Below are 17889 nucleotides of genomic sequence, written 5' to 3'. Positions count from 1 at the left end.
GCGCGAGATGGAAGACCGCAAGTTCACCATCAACTTCGGTCCGCAACACCCGGCCGCGCACGGCGTGCTGCGCTTGGTGCTGGAGCTGGACGGCGAGATCGTCGAGCGCGTCGATCCGCACATCGGCCTGCTGCACCGCGGCACCGAAAAGCTGATGGAGGCCCGCACCTACCTTCAGAACGTGCCGTATCTGGACCGGTTGGACTACGTCTCGCCGATGAACCAGGAGCACGCCTTCTGCCTGGCCATCGAGAAGCTGCTGGGGATCGAGGTTCCGTATCGGGCGCAGCTGATCCGCGTCCTGTACTCCGAGATCGGCCGCATCCTGTCGCACATGCTGAACGTGACGACCCAGGCCATGGACGTCGGCGCCCTGACGCCGCCGCTCTGGGGCTTCGAGGAACGCGAAAAGCTGATGGTGTTCTACGAGCGCGCCTGCGGCGCCCGTCTGCACGCCAACTATTTCCGTCCCGGCGGCGTCCACCAGGACCTTCCGATGGACCTGATCGACGACATCGGCCGCTGGTGCCACGAGTTCCCGCCGGCGCTGAAAGACATCGAAAGCCTGGTCACCGAGAACCGCATCTTCAAGCAGCGCAACGTCGACATCGGCGTGGTGTCCAAGCAGCAGGCCCTGGAATGGGGCTTCACCGGCGTTATGCTGCGCGGCTCGAACATCGCCTGGGACCTGCGTAAGTCGCAGCCCTATGAGTGCTATGCCGAGCTCGACTTCGACGTGGTCGTCGGCAAGAACGGCGACTGCTGGGACCGCTATCTGGTGCGCATCGAGGAGATGAAGCAGTCGGTGCGGATCATGGAGCAGTGCATCCACAAGCTGCGCAACTGCCCCGGCGAGCCGGTGATGGTCGAGGACAACAAGATCGTTCCGCCGCGCCGTGGCGAGATGAAGCGCTCGATGGAGTCGCTGATCCACCACTTCAAGCTCTACACCGAAGGCTTCAAGACGCCCGAGGGCGAGGTCTATGCCGCGGTCGAGGCGCCCAAGGGCGAGTTCGGCATCTATCTGGTGTCGGACGGCACCAACAAACCCTACCGCGTGAAGATCTCGGCGCCGGGCTATCGCTCGCTGCAGGCGATGGACTGGATGAACCGCGGCCACCAACTGGCCGACGTGTCCGCCATCCTGGGCTCGCTCGACATCGTTTTCGGAGAAGTGGACCGATGAGCGTTCGTCGTCTCGCCAAGGAACAGCCGGCCTCGTTCGCCTTCTCGGCCGATACGACGGCCAAGGCCGAATGGTGGATCAAGAAGTATCCGGAAGGCCGTCGTCAGTCGGCGGTGATCCCGATTCTGTGGCTGGTGCAGAAGCAGGAAGGCTGGGTGTCCGAACCCGCCATCCGCGCCATCGCCGAGCTGCTGGACATGGCCTATATCCGGGTGCTGGAGGTCGCGACCTTCTACACCATGTTCATGCTGGAGCCGGTCGGCAAGACGGCGCTGATCCAGGTGTGCGGCACCACGCCGTGCATGCTGCGCGGCGCCAATGAGCTGATGCGCGTCTGCAAGGAGAAGATCGGTCCCAAGGATCATCTGTCCGCCGACGGCCGCTTTACATGGCAGGAAGTCGAATGCCTGGGCGCCTGCTCCAACGCGCCGATGGCCCAGATCAACGACTACTACTTCGAGGATCTGACGCCCGATACGATCGGCCGGATCATCGACGACTTCGCCGCCGGCAAGACGCCCGAGCCGGGCTCATACATCGGTCGCACCAATGCGGCGCCGGAGGGCGGGCCCAAGACCCTGCTCGATGCGACGCTATATGACGGCCGGGCCGCCAAGCCGATCAAGAAGCTGCCGAACAGCGACCCCGCGCCGGTCGAGAAGGCGCCGGCCTGATGTCGCCGCCGGATCTGAACACCGAGGAGGGCCGCGCAGCCTACCGCAAGGAACTGCGCAACGTCGGGCGTCCGCTGCGCGCGGGCGGCCTGGCCATGGTCGTCGGCGCGGCCGTTCTGATCCTGATCTCGCGTCAGGGCGCAGTTGGGCCGTGGGCGGTCAATCTCTCCTACTTCATGCTGGCGGCGGGCTGGGTGATGGTCATCGCGGCCATCTGGATGCGCACGCGCCACCACAAGCGCCGTCTGGCGGAAGGACTCTGAGGGCCATGGTCGGCATTCTCGAAGACAAGGATCGCATCTTCACCAACCTGTACGGCTTCCACGACTGGACGCTGGACGGGGCGAAGAACCGCGGCGCCTGGAACGCCACCAAGGACATGCTGGACCTTGGCCGCGACTGGATCATCAACAATGTCAAGGCCTCGGGTCTGCGCGGCCGGGGCGGCGCGGGCTTCTCGACCGGCCTGAAATGGTCGTTCATGCCCAAGGAGGTGAAGGATCGTCCTCACTACCTGGTCATCAACGCCGACGAATCCGAGCCCGCGACCTGCAAGGACCGCGAGATCATGCGTCATGATCCGCACCTGCTGATCGAAGGCGCGCTGATCGCCAGCTTCGCGATGCAGGCCCATGCCTGCTACATCTATCTGCGCGGCGAATACGTGCTGGAGCGCGAGCGGATGGAAGCCGCCGTCAAGCAGGCCTATGAGGCCAAGCTGATCGGCGACGGCAACGTCCACGGCTGGGACTTCCACGTCTATATCCACCACGGCGCCGGCGCCTACATCTGCGGCGAAGAGACGGCCCTGCTGGAATCGCTGGAGGGCAAAAAGGGTCAGCCCCGCCTGAAGCCGCCGTTCCCGGCCGGCGCGGGCCTGTACGGCTGCCCGACCACGGTGAACAACGTCGAGTCGATCGCCGTCGTCGGCACGATCCTGCGTCGCGGCGCCGACTGGTTCGCCAGCTTCGGCCGTCCGAACAACACCGGCACCAAGCTGATGTCCCTGTCCGGCCACGTGAACGCCCCCTGCGTGGTCGAAGAAGCCATGTCGATCCCGCTGCGTCAGCTGATCGAGGATCACGGCGGCGGCGTGCGCGGCGGCTGGAGCAATCTGAAGGCCATCATCCCCGGCGGCGCCTCCTGCCCGGTGATCACGCGCGAACAGGCCGAGACGGTCCTGATGGACTTCGATTCCATGCGCGAGGTTCGCTCGTCGCTGGGCACCGCCGGCGTGACGGTGATGGACGAATCCACCGACATCGTGAAGGCGATCGCCCGCATCAGCTACTTCTTCAAGCATGAGAGCTGCGGCCAGTGCACGCCGTGCCGCGAAGGCACCGGCTGGATGTGGCGCGTGCTGGAGCGGATGGCCGTGGGCGAGGCCGATCCGTCGGAAATCGACCTGCTGCTGGACGTCGCCGGACAGGTCGAGGGCCACACTATCTGCGCCCTGGGCGACGCCGCCGCCTGGCCGGTTCAGGGCCTGATCCGTCACTTCCGTCACGAGATCGAAGAGCGGATCGCCAACTATCGCAGCCGCCGCGCGAACTTCGCCGGCCACGCGATCGCGGCGGAGTAGAGATGCGCCTCGCCGTCGCCCTGTTGCTGACGCTTCCGATCCTCGCCGCTTGCGGCGAGCGGCAAAAGGCTGCGCCTGAAGCGTCGACCGCGCCCGCGACGGCGGCTCCTGCTGAAGTAGCGCCTGTCGCGACGGCGGCGGCTCCGGCGAACCTCGAAGCGGCGTGCCGCGACGTGGTGAACCGCATGTATGGCCAGGAAGGCGACGCGGTCGCCTTCACCGCCACTGGCGAACGCACGGCCCAGGTGTCGTGGCGCGCGCCAGTCGATGGCGGCAGGCTGGAATTCGAATGCCGGGCGCAAGCCGACGGCGCGGGCCTGTTCCGCGACGGTCAGCCGATGTCCGTGGATGTACAAATGGCGGCTCCCGCCGCCAAGCAAGAGGCCCGCTGATGCCTATCGCCAAGGTCAACGGCGTCGAAACCGAGTTCGAGCCCGGCATGACCGTGCTCCAGGTCGCCGAACGCGCCGGACAAGAGATTCCGCGCTTCTGCTATCACGAGCGCCTGTCCATCGCCGGCAACTGCCGCATGTGCCTGGTCGAGGTGAAGCCTGGACCGCCGAAGCCGCAGGCTTCGTGCGCGCTTCCGGCCGCCGAAGGGCAGGAGATCTTCACCGACACTCCGATGGTCAAGAAGGCCCGCGAAGGGGTGATGGAGTTCCTGCTCATCAACCACCCGCTGGATTGCCCGATCTGCGACCAGGGCGGCGAGTGCGACCTGCAGGACCAGTCGGTCGGCTACGGCCGCGACGGTTCGCGCTATTCGGAGAACAAGCGCGCGGTCGAAGAAAAGGCGATGGGTCCGACCATCAAGACCTTCATGACGCGCTGCATCCAATGCACGCGCTGCGTCCGCTTCATCACCGAAGTCGCCGGCGTGCCGGACATCGGCATGATCTCGCGCGGCGAGGACGCCGAGATCACGACCTATCTGGAGAAGTCGGTCGCCTCGGAACTGTCGGGCAATGTCAACGACCTGTGCCCGGTCGGCGCCCTGACGCACCGCCCGTGGCAGTACCACTATCGTCCGTGGGAACTGAAGAAGACTGAGACCATCGACGTCATGGACGCCCTGGGCTCTAACATCCGCGCCGACTACCGCGGGTCCGAGGTCATGCGTGTGCTGCCGCGCGTCAATGAGGGCATCAACGAGGAGTGGCTGTCGGACAAGAGCCGCTACGTCGTTGACGGCCTGACCGCGCGCCGTTTGGACCGTCCGTGGATCCGTGAGAACGGCAAGCTGCGCGCCGCCTCGTGGAACGAGGCGCTAGACGCCGTGGCCGCCAAGCTGAAGGCCGCGCCGGCCGACCGCATAGGCGTGATCGCCGGCGATCTGCAGGATGCCGAGTCGATGAAGGCGACGCTGGATCTGTTCCGCGCCTTGGGCTCTAACAACACCGACTGCCGCCAGGACGGCGCCGCCGTTGGGTATGGCCCACGTGAGGGATGGCTGTTCAACTCCGGCCTGGAAGGCATTGAAAAGGCTGACGCTGTTCTGATCGTCGGCGCCAATCCGCGCACCGAGGCGCCGCTGCTGAACGCCCGCCTGCGCAAGGCCTGGCTGAAGGGCGACATGGAGATCGGTCTGATCGGCGAACAGACTGACCTGACGTTCGACTACGCCTATCTGGGCGCAGGCACGCAGACCCTGGCCAAGCTGCCGAAGTCGGCGCTGGACTTCCTGACCAAGGCCGAGCGTCCGGCGATCATCGTCGGCTCGGGCGCGCTGGGCGGGGAGGGCGGCCCGGCAGTCCTGAACGCGCTCGGCGCCCTAGCCAAGAAGGTCGGCGTCGTCGCCGAAGGCTGGAACGGCTTCAACGTCCTGCACCACGCCGCCTCGCGCGTCGCCGGTCTGGACATGGGCTTCGTGCCGGCTGAGGGCGGCCTGACCGTCGCCGAAATGCTGAAGCCGGATGCGCTTGACGTGCTGTTCCTGCTGGGCGCCGACGAGGTCGATCCGACCGGTTCGAACGCCTTCCGCGTCTATCTCGGCAGCCACGGCGACCGCGGCGCGCACGGCGCCGACGTCATCCTGCCGGGCGCGGCCTATACCGAGAAGTCCGGCCTGTACGTCAACACCGAGGGCCGGGTGCAGATGGCCGAACGCGTCGTCTTCCCCAAGGGCGAGGCCAAGGAAGACTGGGCCATCATCCGCGCCCTGTCGGCGCGCGTCGATCAGACCCTGCCTTACGACACGCTGGAGCAACTGCGCGCCAAGCTGATGGGCGATCATCCGACCTTCGGCCGGATCGATTATCTGCCCGCGCCGGCGACGTTCGACGTGGCGGCCCTGGGCGCCAAGGGTGATCTGGGCGACCGCGCCTTCGTCTCGGTCGTGACCGACCCGTATCTTTCCAATCCGATAGCGCGCGCCAGCGCGACGATGGCCGAGCTGTCCGCCCTGCGGACCCAGCCGGTCGCAATGGCGGCGGAGTAAGCCATGGACCCCGTTTCCTTCTGGGCCACGCCTCTGGGCTGGACGCTGATCACGGTCGGCCAGGTCCTGCTGATCACGGTCGGCGTGCTGATCGCCGTCGCTTTCCTGCTGCTGGCCGACCGCAAGGTCTGGGCCGGGGTGCAGATGCGCAAGGGTCCGAACGTCGTCGGTCCCTTCGGCCTGCTTCAATCCTTCGCCGACATGATCAAGTTCGTGCTGAAGGAGGTCGTGATCCCGGCCGGCGCGGACAAGGCGGTCTTCATCATCGCCCCGATCATCACCGTGATCCTGGCCTTCATGGCCTGGGCGGTCATTCCGTTCGCGCCCGGTTGGGTCGTGTCGGACCTGAATGTCGGCATCCTGTACATCTTCGCCGTGTCGTCGCTGGGCGTTTACGGCATCATCATGGGCGGCTGGGCTTCGAACTCGAAGTATCCGTTCCTAGGTTCGCTGCGTTCCGCGGCGCAGATGGTGTCGTATGAAGTCTCGCTCGGCCTGATCATCATCAATGTGATCCTGCTGGCCGGCACCATGAACCTGTCGGCGATCGTCGACAGCCAGAAGGGCATGTTCTGGAACTGGTACGGCTTCGGCGGCGGCGCCGACACCTGGCCGCTGGTGGTGATCCTGTTCCCGATGTCGATCATCTTCTTCATCTCGGCCCTGGCCGAAACCAACCGCCCGCCGTTCGACCTGCCCGAGGCCGAGTCCGAACTGGTCGCCGGTTATCAGGTCGAATACAGCTCGACGCCGTATCTGCTGTTCATGATGGGCGAGTACGTCAACATCGTCTTCATGTCCGCGATGATCAGCCTGCTGTTCTTCGGCGGCTGGAACCCCGGCGTGCCGCAGGCGTGGATGGATGGGCTGCCGGCCTGGATCGCCTATACGATCTATCTGCTGACATTCATGGCCAAGACGGTCTTCTGGTTCATCATGATCTCGATGGTGAAGGCCTTCGTGCCGCGCTATCGCTATGACCAACTGATGCGTCTGGGCTGGAAGATTTTCCTGCCGACGTCGCTGGTCGCGGTCGTGATCGTTTCCGCTTGGCGCGTCTTCGTGGTGGGGTCGTGATGCGCGGCCCTATCATCGGCCTCGGTCTTGTGGCGATGACCGCCGCCTGCGCGCCCGACCCGTCGCGCATGCCCGAGTCGAGCTATCAATGGCAGCAGCGCCAGGATCGCATTGAACAGGACTGGCGCGCCAGCCAGACCGCCCCCAAGACGACGCCCGCCCCCAAGGATAAGCCCTGATGTTCACCCGTATCGTCCAAGCGACCAAGGGCGCGATGATGCTGGACGTCATCGGCGCCATCGGTCTGTCGCTGAAATATATGGCCCGTCCCAAGATGACGGTGAACTATCCCTTCGAGCGCAATCCGCAGTCGCCGCGCTTCCGTGGCGAGCACGCGTTGCGTCGCTATGCGAACGGCGAGGAACGCTGCATCGCCTGCAAGCTGTGCGAAGCCATCTGCCCCGCCCAGGCCATCACCATCGAGGCCGAGCCGCGTGCCGATGGCAGCCGCCGCACGACCCGCTACGACATCGACATGGTCAAGTGCATCTATTGTGGCCTGTGCCAGGAGGCCTGCCCGGTGGACGCCATCGTGGAAGGGCCGAACTCGGAGTTCGCCGTCGAGACGCGCGAAGAGCTGCTCTACGACAAGCAACGCCTGCTCGATAACGGCGACCGCTGGGAACGGCAGATCGCCAAGAATCTGGAACTCGACGCGCCTTACCGCTAAGGCGCATCTCGCTAAACGGGTCGGCGATTCCTGAATGGGGGTCGCGGCCGATACGAAAGGGGCTTCGTCCCGACATGCTGCAAGGCATAGCCTTCTATCTGCTGGCGGCGGTCGCCACGGTTTCCGGCCTTCTGGTCGTGACCGCGCGCAACCCGGTGCACAGCGTGCTGTGGTTGATCCTGGCCTTCTTCTCGTCGGCGGGTCTGTTCGTCCTGCTGGGCGCCGAGTTCCTGGCGATGCTGCTGGTCGTCGTCTATGTGGGCGCGGTCGCGGTGCTGTTCCTGTTCGTCGTCATGATGCTGGACGTGGACTTCCTGAAGCTGCGCGAAGGCTACGCACGCTATCTGCCGCTGGGCGCCATCGTCGCCGCCGTGCTGCTGGTCGAGATGATCATCGTCTCGGTCGCCGTGGTTCAGGGCGGCGCCGCTGCGGGCCTGCCGGCGCCGGGCGCGCCGGACGCCAGCGTGACGAATGTCGAGGCCATCGGCCGCGTGCTCTACACGGACTATGTCTATTTCTTCCAGGCGGCCGGGATCGTGCTGCTGATCGCGATGATCGGCGCCATCACCCTGACCCTGCGCCACAAGCCGCACATCAAACGCCAGAACCCCGGCGACCAGGTGAACCGCGACCGTCGCAAGTCGGTCGAGATCAAGTCCGCCGCCACGGGCGAAGGCGTCAGCGCCGAGGAGCTTCTCTGATGATCGGTCTGACCCACTATCTGACGGTCGCTGCAATCCTGTTCACCATCGGGGTGTTCGGCATCTTCGTGAACCGCAAGAACGTCATCATCATCTTGATGTCGATCGAGCTGATCCTGCTGGCGGTGAACATCAACTTCGTCGCCTTCTCGGCCTATCTGAACGAGATCAGCGGGCAGATCATGGCTATGTTCGTCCTGACCGTCGCCGCAGCCGAGGCCGCCGTCGGCCTGGCGATCCTGGTGACCTTCTTCCGTAACCGCGGCAACATCGCCGTGGACGACGCCTCCGTGATGAAGGGCTGAGCGTGACCTTCCATACCCTCGTCATTCTCGGGATCTTTGCCCCGCTGCTGGGCGCGGCCATCGCCGGCTTCTTCGGACGCCGGATCGGCAACATCCCGTCGCAGGCCGTTACGACCGGCCTGCTGTTCTTCTCGTGCGCCGTCGCCTGGACGGTGTTCGGCCAATGGACCTGGGGCCATATGGAGCCCTTCACCATCCGCCTGGCGCCCTTCATCAACGTCGGCGACTTCCAGTCGGCCTGGTCGATCCGCATCGACGCCCTGTCGGCGACCATGCTGATCGTGGTCACCAGCGTGTCGTCGCTGGTTCACCTGTATTCCTGGGGCTATATGGCCGAGGACGACAGCCGGCCGCGCTTCTTCGCCTATCTGTCGCTGTTCACCTTTATGATGCTGGCGCTGGTGACGGCGGCGGACTTCATGCAGATCTTCTTCGGCTGGGAAGGCGTCGGCCTGGCGTCCTATCTGCTGATCGGCTTCTGGTTCAAGAAGCCGACGGCCAGCGCCGCCGCCATCAAGGCCTTCGTCGTCAACCGCGTCGGCGACTTCGGTTTCGTGCTGGGGATCATGACGGTCTTCTGGATGTACGGCACCATCAACTTCGCCGAGCTGTTCCCGCTGATCGCCACAAAGGCCGGCACGACGTGGGAGTTCCTGGGCGTCCAGTGGTCCGCGCTGGATCTGGCCGGCTTCCTGCTGTTCATCGGCGCCATGGGCAAGTCGGCCCAGTTCTTCCTGCACACCTGGTTGCCGGACGCGATGGAAGGCCCGACCCCGGTGTCGGCGCTGATCCACGCCGCGACCATGGTCACCGCCGGCGTCTATATGGTCTGCCTGCTGAGCCCGATCTATGAGTATGCGCCGGGCGCGTCGCAGATCATCGCCATCATCGGCGCGATCACGGCCCTGTTCGCCGCCACGGTCGGCCTGACCCAGAACGACATCAAGCGGGTCATCGCCTATTCGACCTGTTCGCAGCTGGGCTATATGTTCTTCGCGGCGGGCGTCGGCGCCTATCAGGCGGCCATGTTCCACCTGTTCACGCACGCCTTCTTCAAGGCGCTGCTGTTCCTGGGCGCTGGCTCGGTGATCCACGGCATGCACCACGAGCAGGACATGCGGAAGATGGGCGGCCTGTGGAAGCTGCTGCCGGTCACCTATGCGGTGATGACCATCGGCACCATCGCCATCACCGGCCTGGGCATCCCTGGCGTCGGCGGCTTCGCCGGCTTCTACTCCAAGGACTCGATCATCGAGAGCGCCTATGCCTCGGCGGCCTCGGGTCACTCGGCCATCGGCCTGTTCGCCTTCTTCGTCGGCATCATCGCCGCCGGTCTGACGGCCTACTATTCGTGGCGCCTGGTCTTCATGACCTTCCACAACAAGCCGGTGTGGAAGGAAGAGGGCGCGCATCATGGGGACGATCACGCCTCGGCCGCTCAACTGGAGACGCACTCCGAGCCGCTACCGGACGATCACGGCCACGCCGTTGCGCACGCCGCGCATGACGACCACGCTCACGACGACCACGGTCATCATGGCCCGCTGAAGCCGCACGAGAGCCCGCTGGTCATGCTGGTTCCGCTGATCCTGCTGTCGGTCGGCGCCGTCGCGGCCGGCTTCGTCTTCGCGCCGCACTTCATCGGCCACCACGAGGGCGAGTTCTGGCGCGGCGCGATCTTCACCGGCGCGAACAACCACGTCCTGCACGAAAGCCACGACGTTCCGACCTGGGTGAAATGGTCGCCGCTGATCCTGACGCTGATCGGCACCGCCTTCGCCTATTGGATCTACGTCGCTCGCGAGGGCATGGGCCGTCGCATGGCCGAGCGGAACGGCGTCATCTACCGCTTCCTCTACAACAAGTGGTATTTCGATGAGCTGTACGACTTCGTGTTCGTGCGCGGCTTCCGCGCCATCGGGAACTTCTTCTGGAAGATCTGCGACGTGAAGATCATCGACGGCCTGGGCCCGAACGGCGCCGCCTGGGTGTCGCTGAAATCCGCCGCTCGACTGGGCAAGATCCAGTCCGGCTATGTCTATCACTACGCCTTCGTGATGTTGCTCGGGGTGGCTGGTCTGCTCACCTTCGCCATCCTCGCGTGGGGAGCCTGATCTCGTGCCCTACATCCTGAGCCTCGTTACATTCCTGCCCCTGGTCGGGGCCTTGGCGATCTTCGTCGCCCGGATGACGTCAAAGTCGGCCGATGCGACCGCGCCGGCCGCGCGCTGGATCGCCTTGATCACCACCCTGGTGACCCTGGCGGTGTCGGTCGTGCTGGTCGCCGGCTTCGATCCGGCTAACACCGGCTATCAGTTCGTGGAGATGGTCCCGTGGTTCGCGGGCGCCAGCTATCACCTGGGCGTCGACGGGATCTCGATCCTGTTCGTGCTGCTGACGGCCTTCCTGATGCCGATCTGCATTCTGGCCAGCTGGAAGTCTGTCGAGACGCGCGTCGTTGAATATATGATCGCCTTCCTGGTGCTGGAGACGCTGGTCATCGGGGTGTTCACCTCGCTGGACCTGTTCCTCTTCTACATCTTCTTCGAAGGCACCCTGGTCCCGATGTTCCTGATCATCGGCATCTGGGGCGGTCAGAACCGCATTTACGCGGCCTACAAGTTCTTCCTCTACACCCTGCTGGGGTCCGTTCTGATGCTGCTGGCCATGCTGTGGATGGCGCATGAGGCGGGTACCACCAGCATTCCCGAGCTGAAGCGTTTCGCCTTCGATCCGGCCGTCCAGCCGATCCTGTGGCTGGCCTTCTTCGCCTCGTTCGCGGTCAAGATGCCGATGTGGCCGGTCCACACCTGGCTGCCCGACGCCCACGTTCAGGCGCCGACGGCTGGTTCGGTGATCCTGGCGGGTATTCTGCTGAAGCTGGGCGGATACGGCTTCATCCTGTTCAACGTGCCGATGTTCCCGGTGGCGTCGGAGATGTTCCGGCCGCTGGTCTTCACCCTGTCGGTGATCGCCATCGTCTACACGTCGCTGGTCGCCTGGCGTCAGACGGACATCAAGAAGCTGATCGCCTATTCGTCGGTGGCCCACATGGGCTTTGTGACCCTGGGCATCTTCGCCGGCAACGACATCGGCATGCAGGGCGCCATCTTCCAGATGATCAGCCACGGCCTGATCTCGGGCGCGCTGTTCCTGTGCGTCGGCGTCGTTTACGACCGGATGCACACCCGCGAGATCGCCTTCTACGGCGGCCTGACCTCCAAGATGCCGTGGTACGCCGCCATCTTCCTGATGTTCACCATGGCCAACGTCGGTCTGCCGGGCACCTCGGGCTTCATCGGCGAAGTTCTGACCATGACGGGCGCCTACAACGCCTCGACCTGGGCGGCGCTGGTCGCGGCCTCGGGCGTCATCTTCTCGGCGGTCTATGCCCTGACCCTGTACCGCGCGGTCATGTTCGGCGAGATCACCAATCCGAAGCTCGAGACCATCACCGACATCGACAAGCGCGAACTGCTGCTGTTCGTGCCCCTGATCGTCGGCACCATCTGGCTGGGGGTCCATCCGGCCTCCGTCCTCGATTACACCGGGCCTGCCGTCGAGGCCCTGACCAGCGCGTATCGCGCCGCGATCGGCGGGTGAGACTTACAGATGCCTGATCTATCCTCCGCCCTGCATCTCGCCGCCTCGGAAGTCACCCTCGCGGTCGGCGCTCTGGTCCTGCTGATGGTCGGCGCCTTCATCGGCGACAAGAGCGCCCGTCTGGTCTCGATCCTGTCGGTGCTGCTGCTGATCGCCGCATCGGTCATCTCGATCGTCGGACCGTGGGGAGTCGCCTTCAACGGCGCCTATGTCGCCGATCCGCTGGCCATCTACGCCAAGAGCCTGATCTATCTGTCTGCCGCCGTGGCGGTCGTGCTGGGCGACGGCTGGATGAAGCGCACGCGCATCGCCAAGTTCGAATATCCAGTCCTGATCGTGCTGGCCTCGGCCGGCATGGGGATGATGGCGTCCTCGGGCGACCTGATCTCCATGTATGTCGGGATCGAGCTGCACTCGCTGGCCCTGTATGTGCTGGCCGCCTTCCACCGCAACGACGTCAAGGCGTCGGAAGCGGGTCTGAAGTATTTCGTCCTGGGCGCCCTGTCGTCGGGTCTGCTGCTGTATGGCGCCAGCCTGATCTACGGCTTCGCCGGTTCGATGCGGTTCGAGGACATCGCCGCCGTCGCCGCCGACAATCCCGGCCCGGGCCTGGTCTTCGGCCTGGTCTTCCTGATCTGCGGCCTGGCGTTCAAGGTTTCGGCCGCGCCGTTCCACATGTGGACGCCCGACGTCTATGAGGGCGCGCCGACGCCGGTCGTGGCCCTGTTCGCCACGGCGCCCAAGGTCGCGGCCATGGTGCTGATCGCCCGCGCGCTGGAAAACGGTTTCGGTGACGCCCACGCCCAGTGGTCGCAGGTCCTGATCGCCATCTCGCTGATCAGCTTCGTCGTCGGCGCCTTTGGCGGCCTGGCGCAGAAGGACATCCAGCGCCTCTTGGCCTATTCTTCGATCGCCAACATCGGTTACGCCCTGCTGGGCATTGCGGCGGGCACGGCCGAAGGCCTGCAGGCCATGCTGATGTTCATGACGCTGTATGTCATCGACCAGCTGGGCTTCTTCGCTATCCTGCTCAGCCTGTCCAAGTCGGGCCGTCCGATCCGCCGCATCGCCGATCTGGCTGGCTTGAAGAAGGATCGGCCGCTGACGGCCGTGGCCCTGACCATCCTGTCGCTGTCGGTCCTGGGCATGCCGCCGTTCTCGGGTTTCTGGGGCAAATACTATGTGTTCGGCGCTGCTGCCGATGCAGGACTGTGGCCCGTCGCGGCCGCCGGTCTGGTCGCCTCGGTCGTCGCCGCCTTCTACTATCTGCGCATCCTCAAGCTGATGTGGTTCGATGCGCCGGTGGACGACATTGCGACCGACGCCGCGCCGGTCGAGGCGAAGTGGATCGGCTGGGCGTGCGCCGCCTTCGCCTTCCCCTTGGTGATCGTTGGTCTGACCTGGCTGGAGCCGCTGACCAAGGCTGCGAGCGCCGGCTTCGGGAACGGGTAGGGCGTTGGCGCCCGTCCCACTGGTCATCCTCGACGAGATCGACTCGACCAACGCCGAGGCGCGCCGCCTCGCCGAGGCCGGAGAGGCGGGACCGTGCTGGATCGTGGCGCGCCGCCAGACCGCCGGTCGCGGTCGGCGGGGTCGCAAGTGGGACACCGATCAGGGCAATCTGGCCGCGACCCTTCTGATCACCACGCCCAAGTCGGCGGCGGAGGCGGCCCAGGCCACCTTCATCGCCGCCCTGGCGGTCGCGGACCTGCTGGACGTCTTCGTCTCGCCCGCGCTCGTGTCGATCAAATGGCCCAACGACGTCCTGCTGGACGGGGTCAAGGTGTCCGGCATCCTGGTCGAATCCGGCCGGCATGCGAACGGCGACCTCTGGCTTGCGGTCGGCATCGGCGTGAATCTGGCCCATGCGCCCGAGGGCACCGAGCGGGGGGCGACCTCGGTCGCCGAACGTCTGCGCGCCGACCTGGCCTATGTCCCGCCGATCGAGGCCGCCGCCGAAATCCTGGCCGAGACTTTCGCCGTCTGGTGGGGGCGCTGGCAGACGATGGGCTTCGAGCCCGTGCTCGACGCCTGGACCAGTCGTTTGACGGGCCTAAACGGACCATGCGTCGCGCGTCTGGACAATGAGACGCTGGAAGGTTTGGCCGAGGGCGTGGAGGCGGACGGCGCCTTACGCCTGCGTCTGGCCGACGGCTCGGTGCGGTTGATCTCCGCCGGCGATGTCTTCTTCGGGAAAGCCGCCTGATGCTTCTCGCCATCGAGCAGGGGAACACCAATACGCTGTTCGCGGTCCACGACGGCACGGACTGGATCGCCCAATGGCGCGCCGCGACCGAGGCCAGTCGCACGGCCGACGAATACGCCGTCTGGCTGAACCAATTGATGGTGATGAAGGGGTTGGCCTTCGGGGCGCTGAGCGGCTGCATTATCTCCAGCGTCGTGCCGCAGTCGATCTTCAACCTGCGCAATCTGGCGCGGCGCTATCTGAACATCGAACCCCTGGTCATCGGCGAGAACGCCGAACTGGGCATCGAGGTGCGGATCGCCAAACCCAGCGAGGCGGGCGCCGATCGTCTCGTGAACGCCGTGGGCGCCTCGCTGATGTATCCCGGCGACCTTCTGTTGATCGACAGCGGCACGGCGACGACTTTTGACATCGTCTCGGGTGACGGTGCTTTCGAGGGCGGTCTGATCGCGCCCGGCATCAATCTGTCGCTTCAGGCCTTGCACGAGGCGGCGGCCAAACTGCCGCGGATCGCCATCCAGAAACCCGAGAACGTCATCGGCAAGGGCACGGTCGAGGCCATGCAGTCCGGCGTCTTCTGGGGCTATATCTCGTTGATCGAAGGCCTGATTGGACGCATCAAGGCGGAGTGGGGCAAGCCCATGACCGTCGTCGGCACCGGCGGGGTCGCCAGCCTGTTCGAAGGCGCGACCGACAGCATCGATCACTTCGATCCCGACCTGACTATTCGCGGCCTCCTCGAAATCTGGCGTCGTAACGCCCATTTGACTGATTGAATGAAAAAGCAAACCCAAAACGAACTCGTTTTCCTGCCGCTGGGCGGCTCGGACGAGGTCGGTATGAACCTGAACGCCTATGGCTTCGGCCCTGAGGCGAACCGTGAATGGCTGATCGTCGATGTCGGCGTCACCTTCGGCGACCTGTCCACGCCCGGCGTGGACGTGATTGTGCCCGATCCCACCTTCCTGGAGGGTGAAAACATCAAGGGCATCGTGCTGACCCACGCGCACGAAGATCACATCGGCGCCCTGGGCTGGCTGTGGCCGCGCATCAAGGCGCCGATCTACGCCACGCCCTTCACCGCCTATCTGATCCGCGACAAGCTGCGTGAGCGCGGCATTCTGGACGAGGTCGAACTCATCGAGGTGCCGCTTGGCGGGACCGTCGACATCGGCACGTTCGGCGTGACCTTCGTCAACATGACCCACTCGATCGCCGAGCCCAGCGGCCTGGCCATCGATACGCCGCTGGGCATGGTGTTCCACACCGGCGACTGGAAGATCGACGACCAGCAGGTGATCGGGACCAAGACCGACGCCCCCGTCATCCGCGCCCTGGGCGACGAAGGCGTGCTGGCCATGGTCTGCGATTCGACCAATGTCTTCGTGCCGGGCGTCGCTGGGTCCGAAGGCGATGTGGCCGTCGCCATCTCTAAGCTGATCGCCAGCCTGAAGGGGCGTGTTGCGGTCGGCTGTTTCGCCTCCAACGTCGCCCGGATGGACAGCGTGATCCGCGCGGCCGAGGCCTGCGGGCGTCGCGTGGCTCTGGCCGGCCGTTCGATGCACCGGATCACGGCGGCGGCGAAACACGTCGGCATGCTGAAGGACGTGAAGCCCTTCCTGTCGGACGAGGAGGCCCGCGTCTGGCCCGCCGATCAGATCCTTTATCTCTGCACCGGCAGCCAGGGTGAGGCGAGGGCGGCCCTGTCGCGCGTCGCCGATGGCACCCACCCGGTCGTGAAACTGGGTGTGGGCGATCACTGCATCTTCTCGTCGCGCCAGATCCCCGGCAACGAATTGGCGATCGGCACTCTGCAGGACCGGCTCGCGGACCGCGGCGTGCGCCTCTACACCGAGAAGGATCACCCCGGCATCCACGTCTCGGGCCACCCGTGCCGTGACGAGCTGAAGCAGATGTACGAATGGGCCCGGCCGCAGATCGCGGTGCCGACCCACGGCGTGCGTCGGTTCCTGTTGGAACACGCCAACCTGGCCAAGGACATGGGCGTTCCTGAAACGGTGACGCCACGCAACGGCGACATGGTCCGCCTGGCCCCTGGGCCGGCCAAGATCATCGACGAGGTGCCGAACGGTCGCCTGTACGTCGACGGCGGCATGCTGGTGACCGAGCAGGGCGAGGCCCTGAAGGAACGTCGTCACGCCTCGACCAACGGCGTGCTGATCGTCAGCTTCGCCCTGGACAAGCGCGGCCGCATCGCCAGCGACATCGACATCCGCAGCGTCGGCCTGCCCGGCGACACCGCCACGCCGCTCGGCGATGCGCTGGACAAGCTGGCCGAGCGCGTCGAGCAGGTGGTCAAAGGCCTGAAAGGCGATGCGCTGGACGACGAAATGGTTATCGAACAGGCTGTCGCCCGCGTGCTGAAAAAGGCCAGCCAACAGATCTGGGATCGTCGTCCCATCGTCGAGACGGTCGTCCTGCGCGTCTGATGCAACCTTGACCGTTCGGGCGCATTGGTCGTGCGCCTGAACGCTCGGGGAAACGCATGTCGAAAAAGCCCGCCCGAGCGCGCCGCCTGCTGGAGCGGATCCGGCACGCCCGCCATCCGCTGCGCGGTTGGCGACAATGGGCGGTGATTGCGGGGCAGGGGCTGGTCGGCTTCGTCGCCCTGTTCGCCGTCGTCAATCTGGTGCTCAGCCTGTCGACGTTCCGGGGCGAAGATCCCCTGGCGCGGACGGTTCACGAACTGCGCGTGCTGTGGTTCAGCCCGCCTGACGGCCAGCCGATGTCGCCGACCGCCTTTCCGACCGTCTATGGTCGCGACCTGGGGCCGGCGCCCGACACCGTCGCCATCCACGCCTATCTGGAGCGCGAGGCGGAGGACGGTGTCTTTCTGCTCGACCACGTCATGGTCGATCGCATCCTGAAGCTGAACGGCCGGATCGATGCGCGCAGCGTGCCGTCGGGCGTCTATGTCGGCGCCCATGCCCTGGGACCGGACGGGATGCCGCTGGTGCCAGTGACCAAGTTCATGGCGCAATATCTGCTGTTTCCGCGCCACGCATATATTCTGGTCGTTCCCGAAAGCGGGCCGGCCATCGCCTTCTCCGCCAGCCAGAACGCCAAGTTCGGCATCGACATTCATCCCGAGCGGCTGTCGGCCGAGATCGCGCCGTTCGATCCGAACGCCTATGACTTTCCCAGTTCGGGCGAGGCGCTGCACGAGATGACCCGCATCACCAACGACCCGGCGCGCGTCGCGACGGCGGTTGAGACGTTGAAGGGGGCCCAGGCGCGGCTCGCGCAGGAAGGTCTGACCTACGGCCTTCTGGCGCCCAACTCCAACACCGCCGTTGGCTGTGTGCTGCAAGGCGCCGGGGCGATCACGCAGCAGGCGCGCTCTTCGATCCTTCTGGCGCTAAGAGCGCCGGGGTTTGGCGCATCGTGCGAATAGCGGTCGCGCCGACGGCCTCAACTCGGATATATC

18 protein-coding genes are annotated in these 17889 nt (G+C 65.4%); all 18 read left to right on the top strand.

Annotation, left to right across the window (positions count from 1 at the left end; genetic code table 11):
• Window positions 1-7: 7 nt before the first annotated feature.
• Window positions 8-1186, top strand: coding sequence for an NADH-quinone oxidoreductase subunit D (locus HF680_RS04965; RefSeq protein WP_205196054.1), 1179 nt, complete (start codon window positions 8-10; stop codon window positions 1184-1186).
• Entirely contained in the window at window positions 1183-1860 is a 678-nt protein-coding gene (gene nuoE / locus HF680_RS04960; protein WP_185224243.1) for an NADH-quinone oxidoreductase subunit NuoE, read from the top strand. Before HF680_RS04965 ends, nuoE begins: the two co-directional genes overlap by 4 nt.
• Complete coding sequence (locus HF680_RS04955) at window positions 1860-2123, top strand: hypothetical protein (protein WP_017503994.1); 264 nt, start codon at window positions 1860-1862, stop codon at window positions 2121-2123. The genes nuoE and HF680_RS04955 overlap by 1 nt, the downstream gene beginning before the upstream one ends.
• Before the next feature lie 5 nt (window positions 2124-2128).
• Entirely contained in the window at window positions 2129-3442 is a 1314-nt protein-coding gene (nuoF, locus tag HF680_RS04950; protein ID WP_185224242.1) for an NADH-quinone oxidoreductase subunit NuoF, read from the top strand.
• A 2-nt stretch (window positions 3443-3444) separates the two neighbouring features.
• Entirely contained in the window at window positions 3445-3834 is a 390-nt protein-coding gene (locus HF680_RS04945; protein ID WP_185224241.1) for a hypothetical protein, read from the top strand.
• Window positions 3834-5879 (top strand): NADH-quinone oxidoreductase subunit NuoG, encoded by a 2046-nt coding sequence (gene nuoG / locus HF680_RS04940; protein WP_185224240.1) that lies wholly within the window; start codon window positions 3834-3836, stop codon window positions 5877-5879. Before HF680_RS04945 ends, nuoG begins: the two co-directional genes overlap by 1 nt.
• Before the next feature lie 3 nt (window positions 5880-5882).
• A complete protein-coding gene (nuoH, locus tag HF680_RS04935; protein ID WP_039247406.1) occupies window positions 5883-6956 on the top strand; it encodes an NADH-quinone oxidoreductase subunit NuoH in 1074 nt (357 codons plus the stop codon).
• A complete protein-coding gene (locus HF680_RS04930; RefSeq protein ID WP_045811223.1) occupies window positions 6956-7135 on the top strand; it encodes a hypothetical protein in 180 nt (59 codons plus the stop codon). The genes nuoH and HF680_RS04930 overlap by 1 nt, the downstream gene beginning before the upstream one ends.
• Window positions 7135-7626, top strand: coding sequence for an NADH-quinone oxidoreductase subunit NuoI (nuoI, locus tag HF680_RS04925; protein WP_017503987.1), 492 nt, complete (start codon window positions 7135-7137; stop codon window positions 7624-7626). The genes HF680_RS04930 and nuoI overlap by 1 nt, the downstream gene beginning before the upstream one ends.
• Window positions 7627-7700: 74 nt before the next feature.
• Complete coding sequence (locus HF680_RS04920; protein WP_185224239.1) at window positions 7701-8327, top strand: NADH-quinone oxidoreductase subunit J; 627 nt, start codon at window positions 7701-7703, stop codon at window positions 8325-8327.
• On the top strand, window positions 8327-8632 hold the full coding sequence (gene nuoK / locus HF680_RS04915; protein WP_045811222.1) for an NADH-quinone oxidoreductase subunit NuoK: 306 nt from the start codon (window positions 8327-8329) through the stop codon (window positions 8630-8632). The genes HF680_RS04920 and nuoK overlap by 1 nt, the downstream gene beginning before the upstream one ends.
• A 2-nt stretch (window positions 8633-8634) precedes the next feature.
• A complete protein-coding gene (gene nuoL, locus HF680_RS04910) occupies window positions 8635-10746 on the top strand; it encodes an NADH-quinone oxidoreductase subunit L (RefSeq protein ID WP_045811221.1) in 2112 nt (703 codons plus the stop codon).
• Between the two features lie 4 nt (window positions 10747-10750).
• Window positions 10751-12235 (top strand): NADH-quinone oxidoreductase subunit M, encoded by a 1485-nt coding sequence (locus HF680_RS04905; protein ID WP_185224238.1) that lies wholly within the window; start codon window positions 10751-10753, stop codon window positions 12233-12235.
• A 9-nt stretch (window positions 12236-12244) separates the two neighbouring features.
• The gene (gene nuoN / locus HF680_RS04900) at window positions 12245-13687 is read left to right on the top strand and encodes an NADH-quinone oxidoreductase subunit NuoN (RefSeq protein ID WP_161639056.1); all 1443 of its coding nucleotides are present in this window, start codon (window positions 12245-12247) and stop codon (window positions 13685-13687) included.
• 4 nt (window positions 13688-13691) lie between these two features.
• On the top strand, window positions 13692-14441 hold the full coding sequence (locus HF680_RS04895) for a biotin--[acetyl-CoA-carboxylase] ligase (RefSeq protein WP_185224237.1): 750 nt from the start codon (window positions 13692-13694) through the stop codon (window positions 14439-14441).
• Window positions 14438-15217: a type III pantothenate kinase gene (locus tag HF680_RS04890; RefSeq protein WP_185224332.1), complete on the top strand. Its 780-nt coding sequence runs from the start codon at window positions 14438-14440 to the stop codon at window positions 15215-15217. The genes HF680_RS04895 and HF680_RS04890 overlap by 4 nt, the downstream gene beginning before the upstream one ends.
• Entirely contained in the window at window positions 15218-16891 is a 1674-nt protein-coding gene (locus tag HF680_RS04885) for a ribonuclease J (RefSeq protein WP_185224236.1), read from the top strand. It abuts the gene before it with no gap.
• Window positions 16892-16947: 56 nt separating this feature from the next.
• The gene (locus HF680_RS04880; RefSeq protein ID WP_045811215.1) at window positions 16948-17856 is read left to right on the top strand and encodes a hypothetical protein; all 909 of its coding nucleotides are present in this window, start codon (window positions 16948-16950) and stop codon (window positions 17854-17856) included.
• Window positions 17857-17889: the final 33 nt, after the last annotated feature.

Origin of the sequence: Brevundimonas huaxiensis, from assembly GCF_014218725.1 — a bacterium.
GTDB classification, from domain to species: domain Bacteria; phylum Pseudomonadota; class Alphaproteobacteria; order Caulobacterales; family Caulobacteraceae; genus Brevundimonas; species Brevundimonas huaxiensis.
This window is presented reverse-complemented; position numbering and strand designations above follow the sequence as displayed.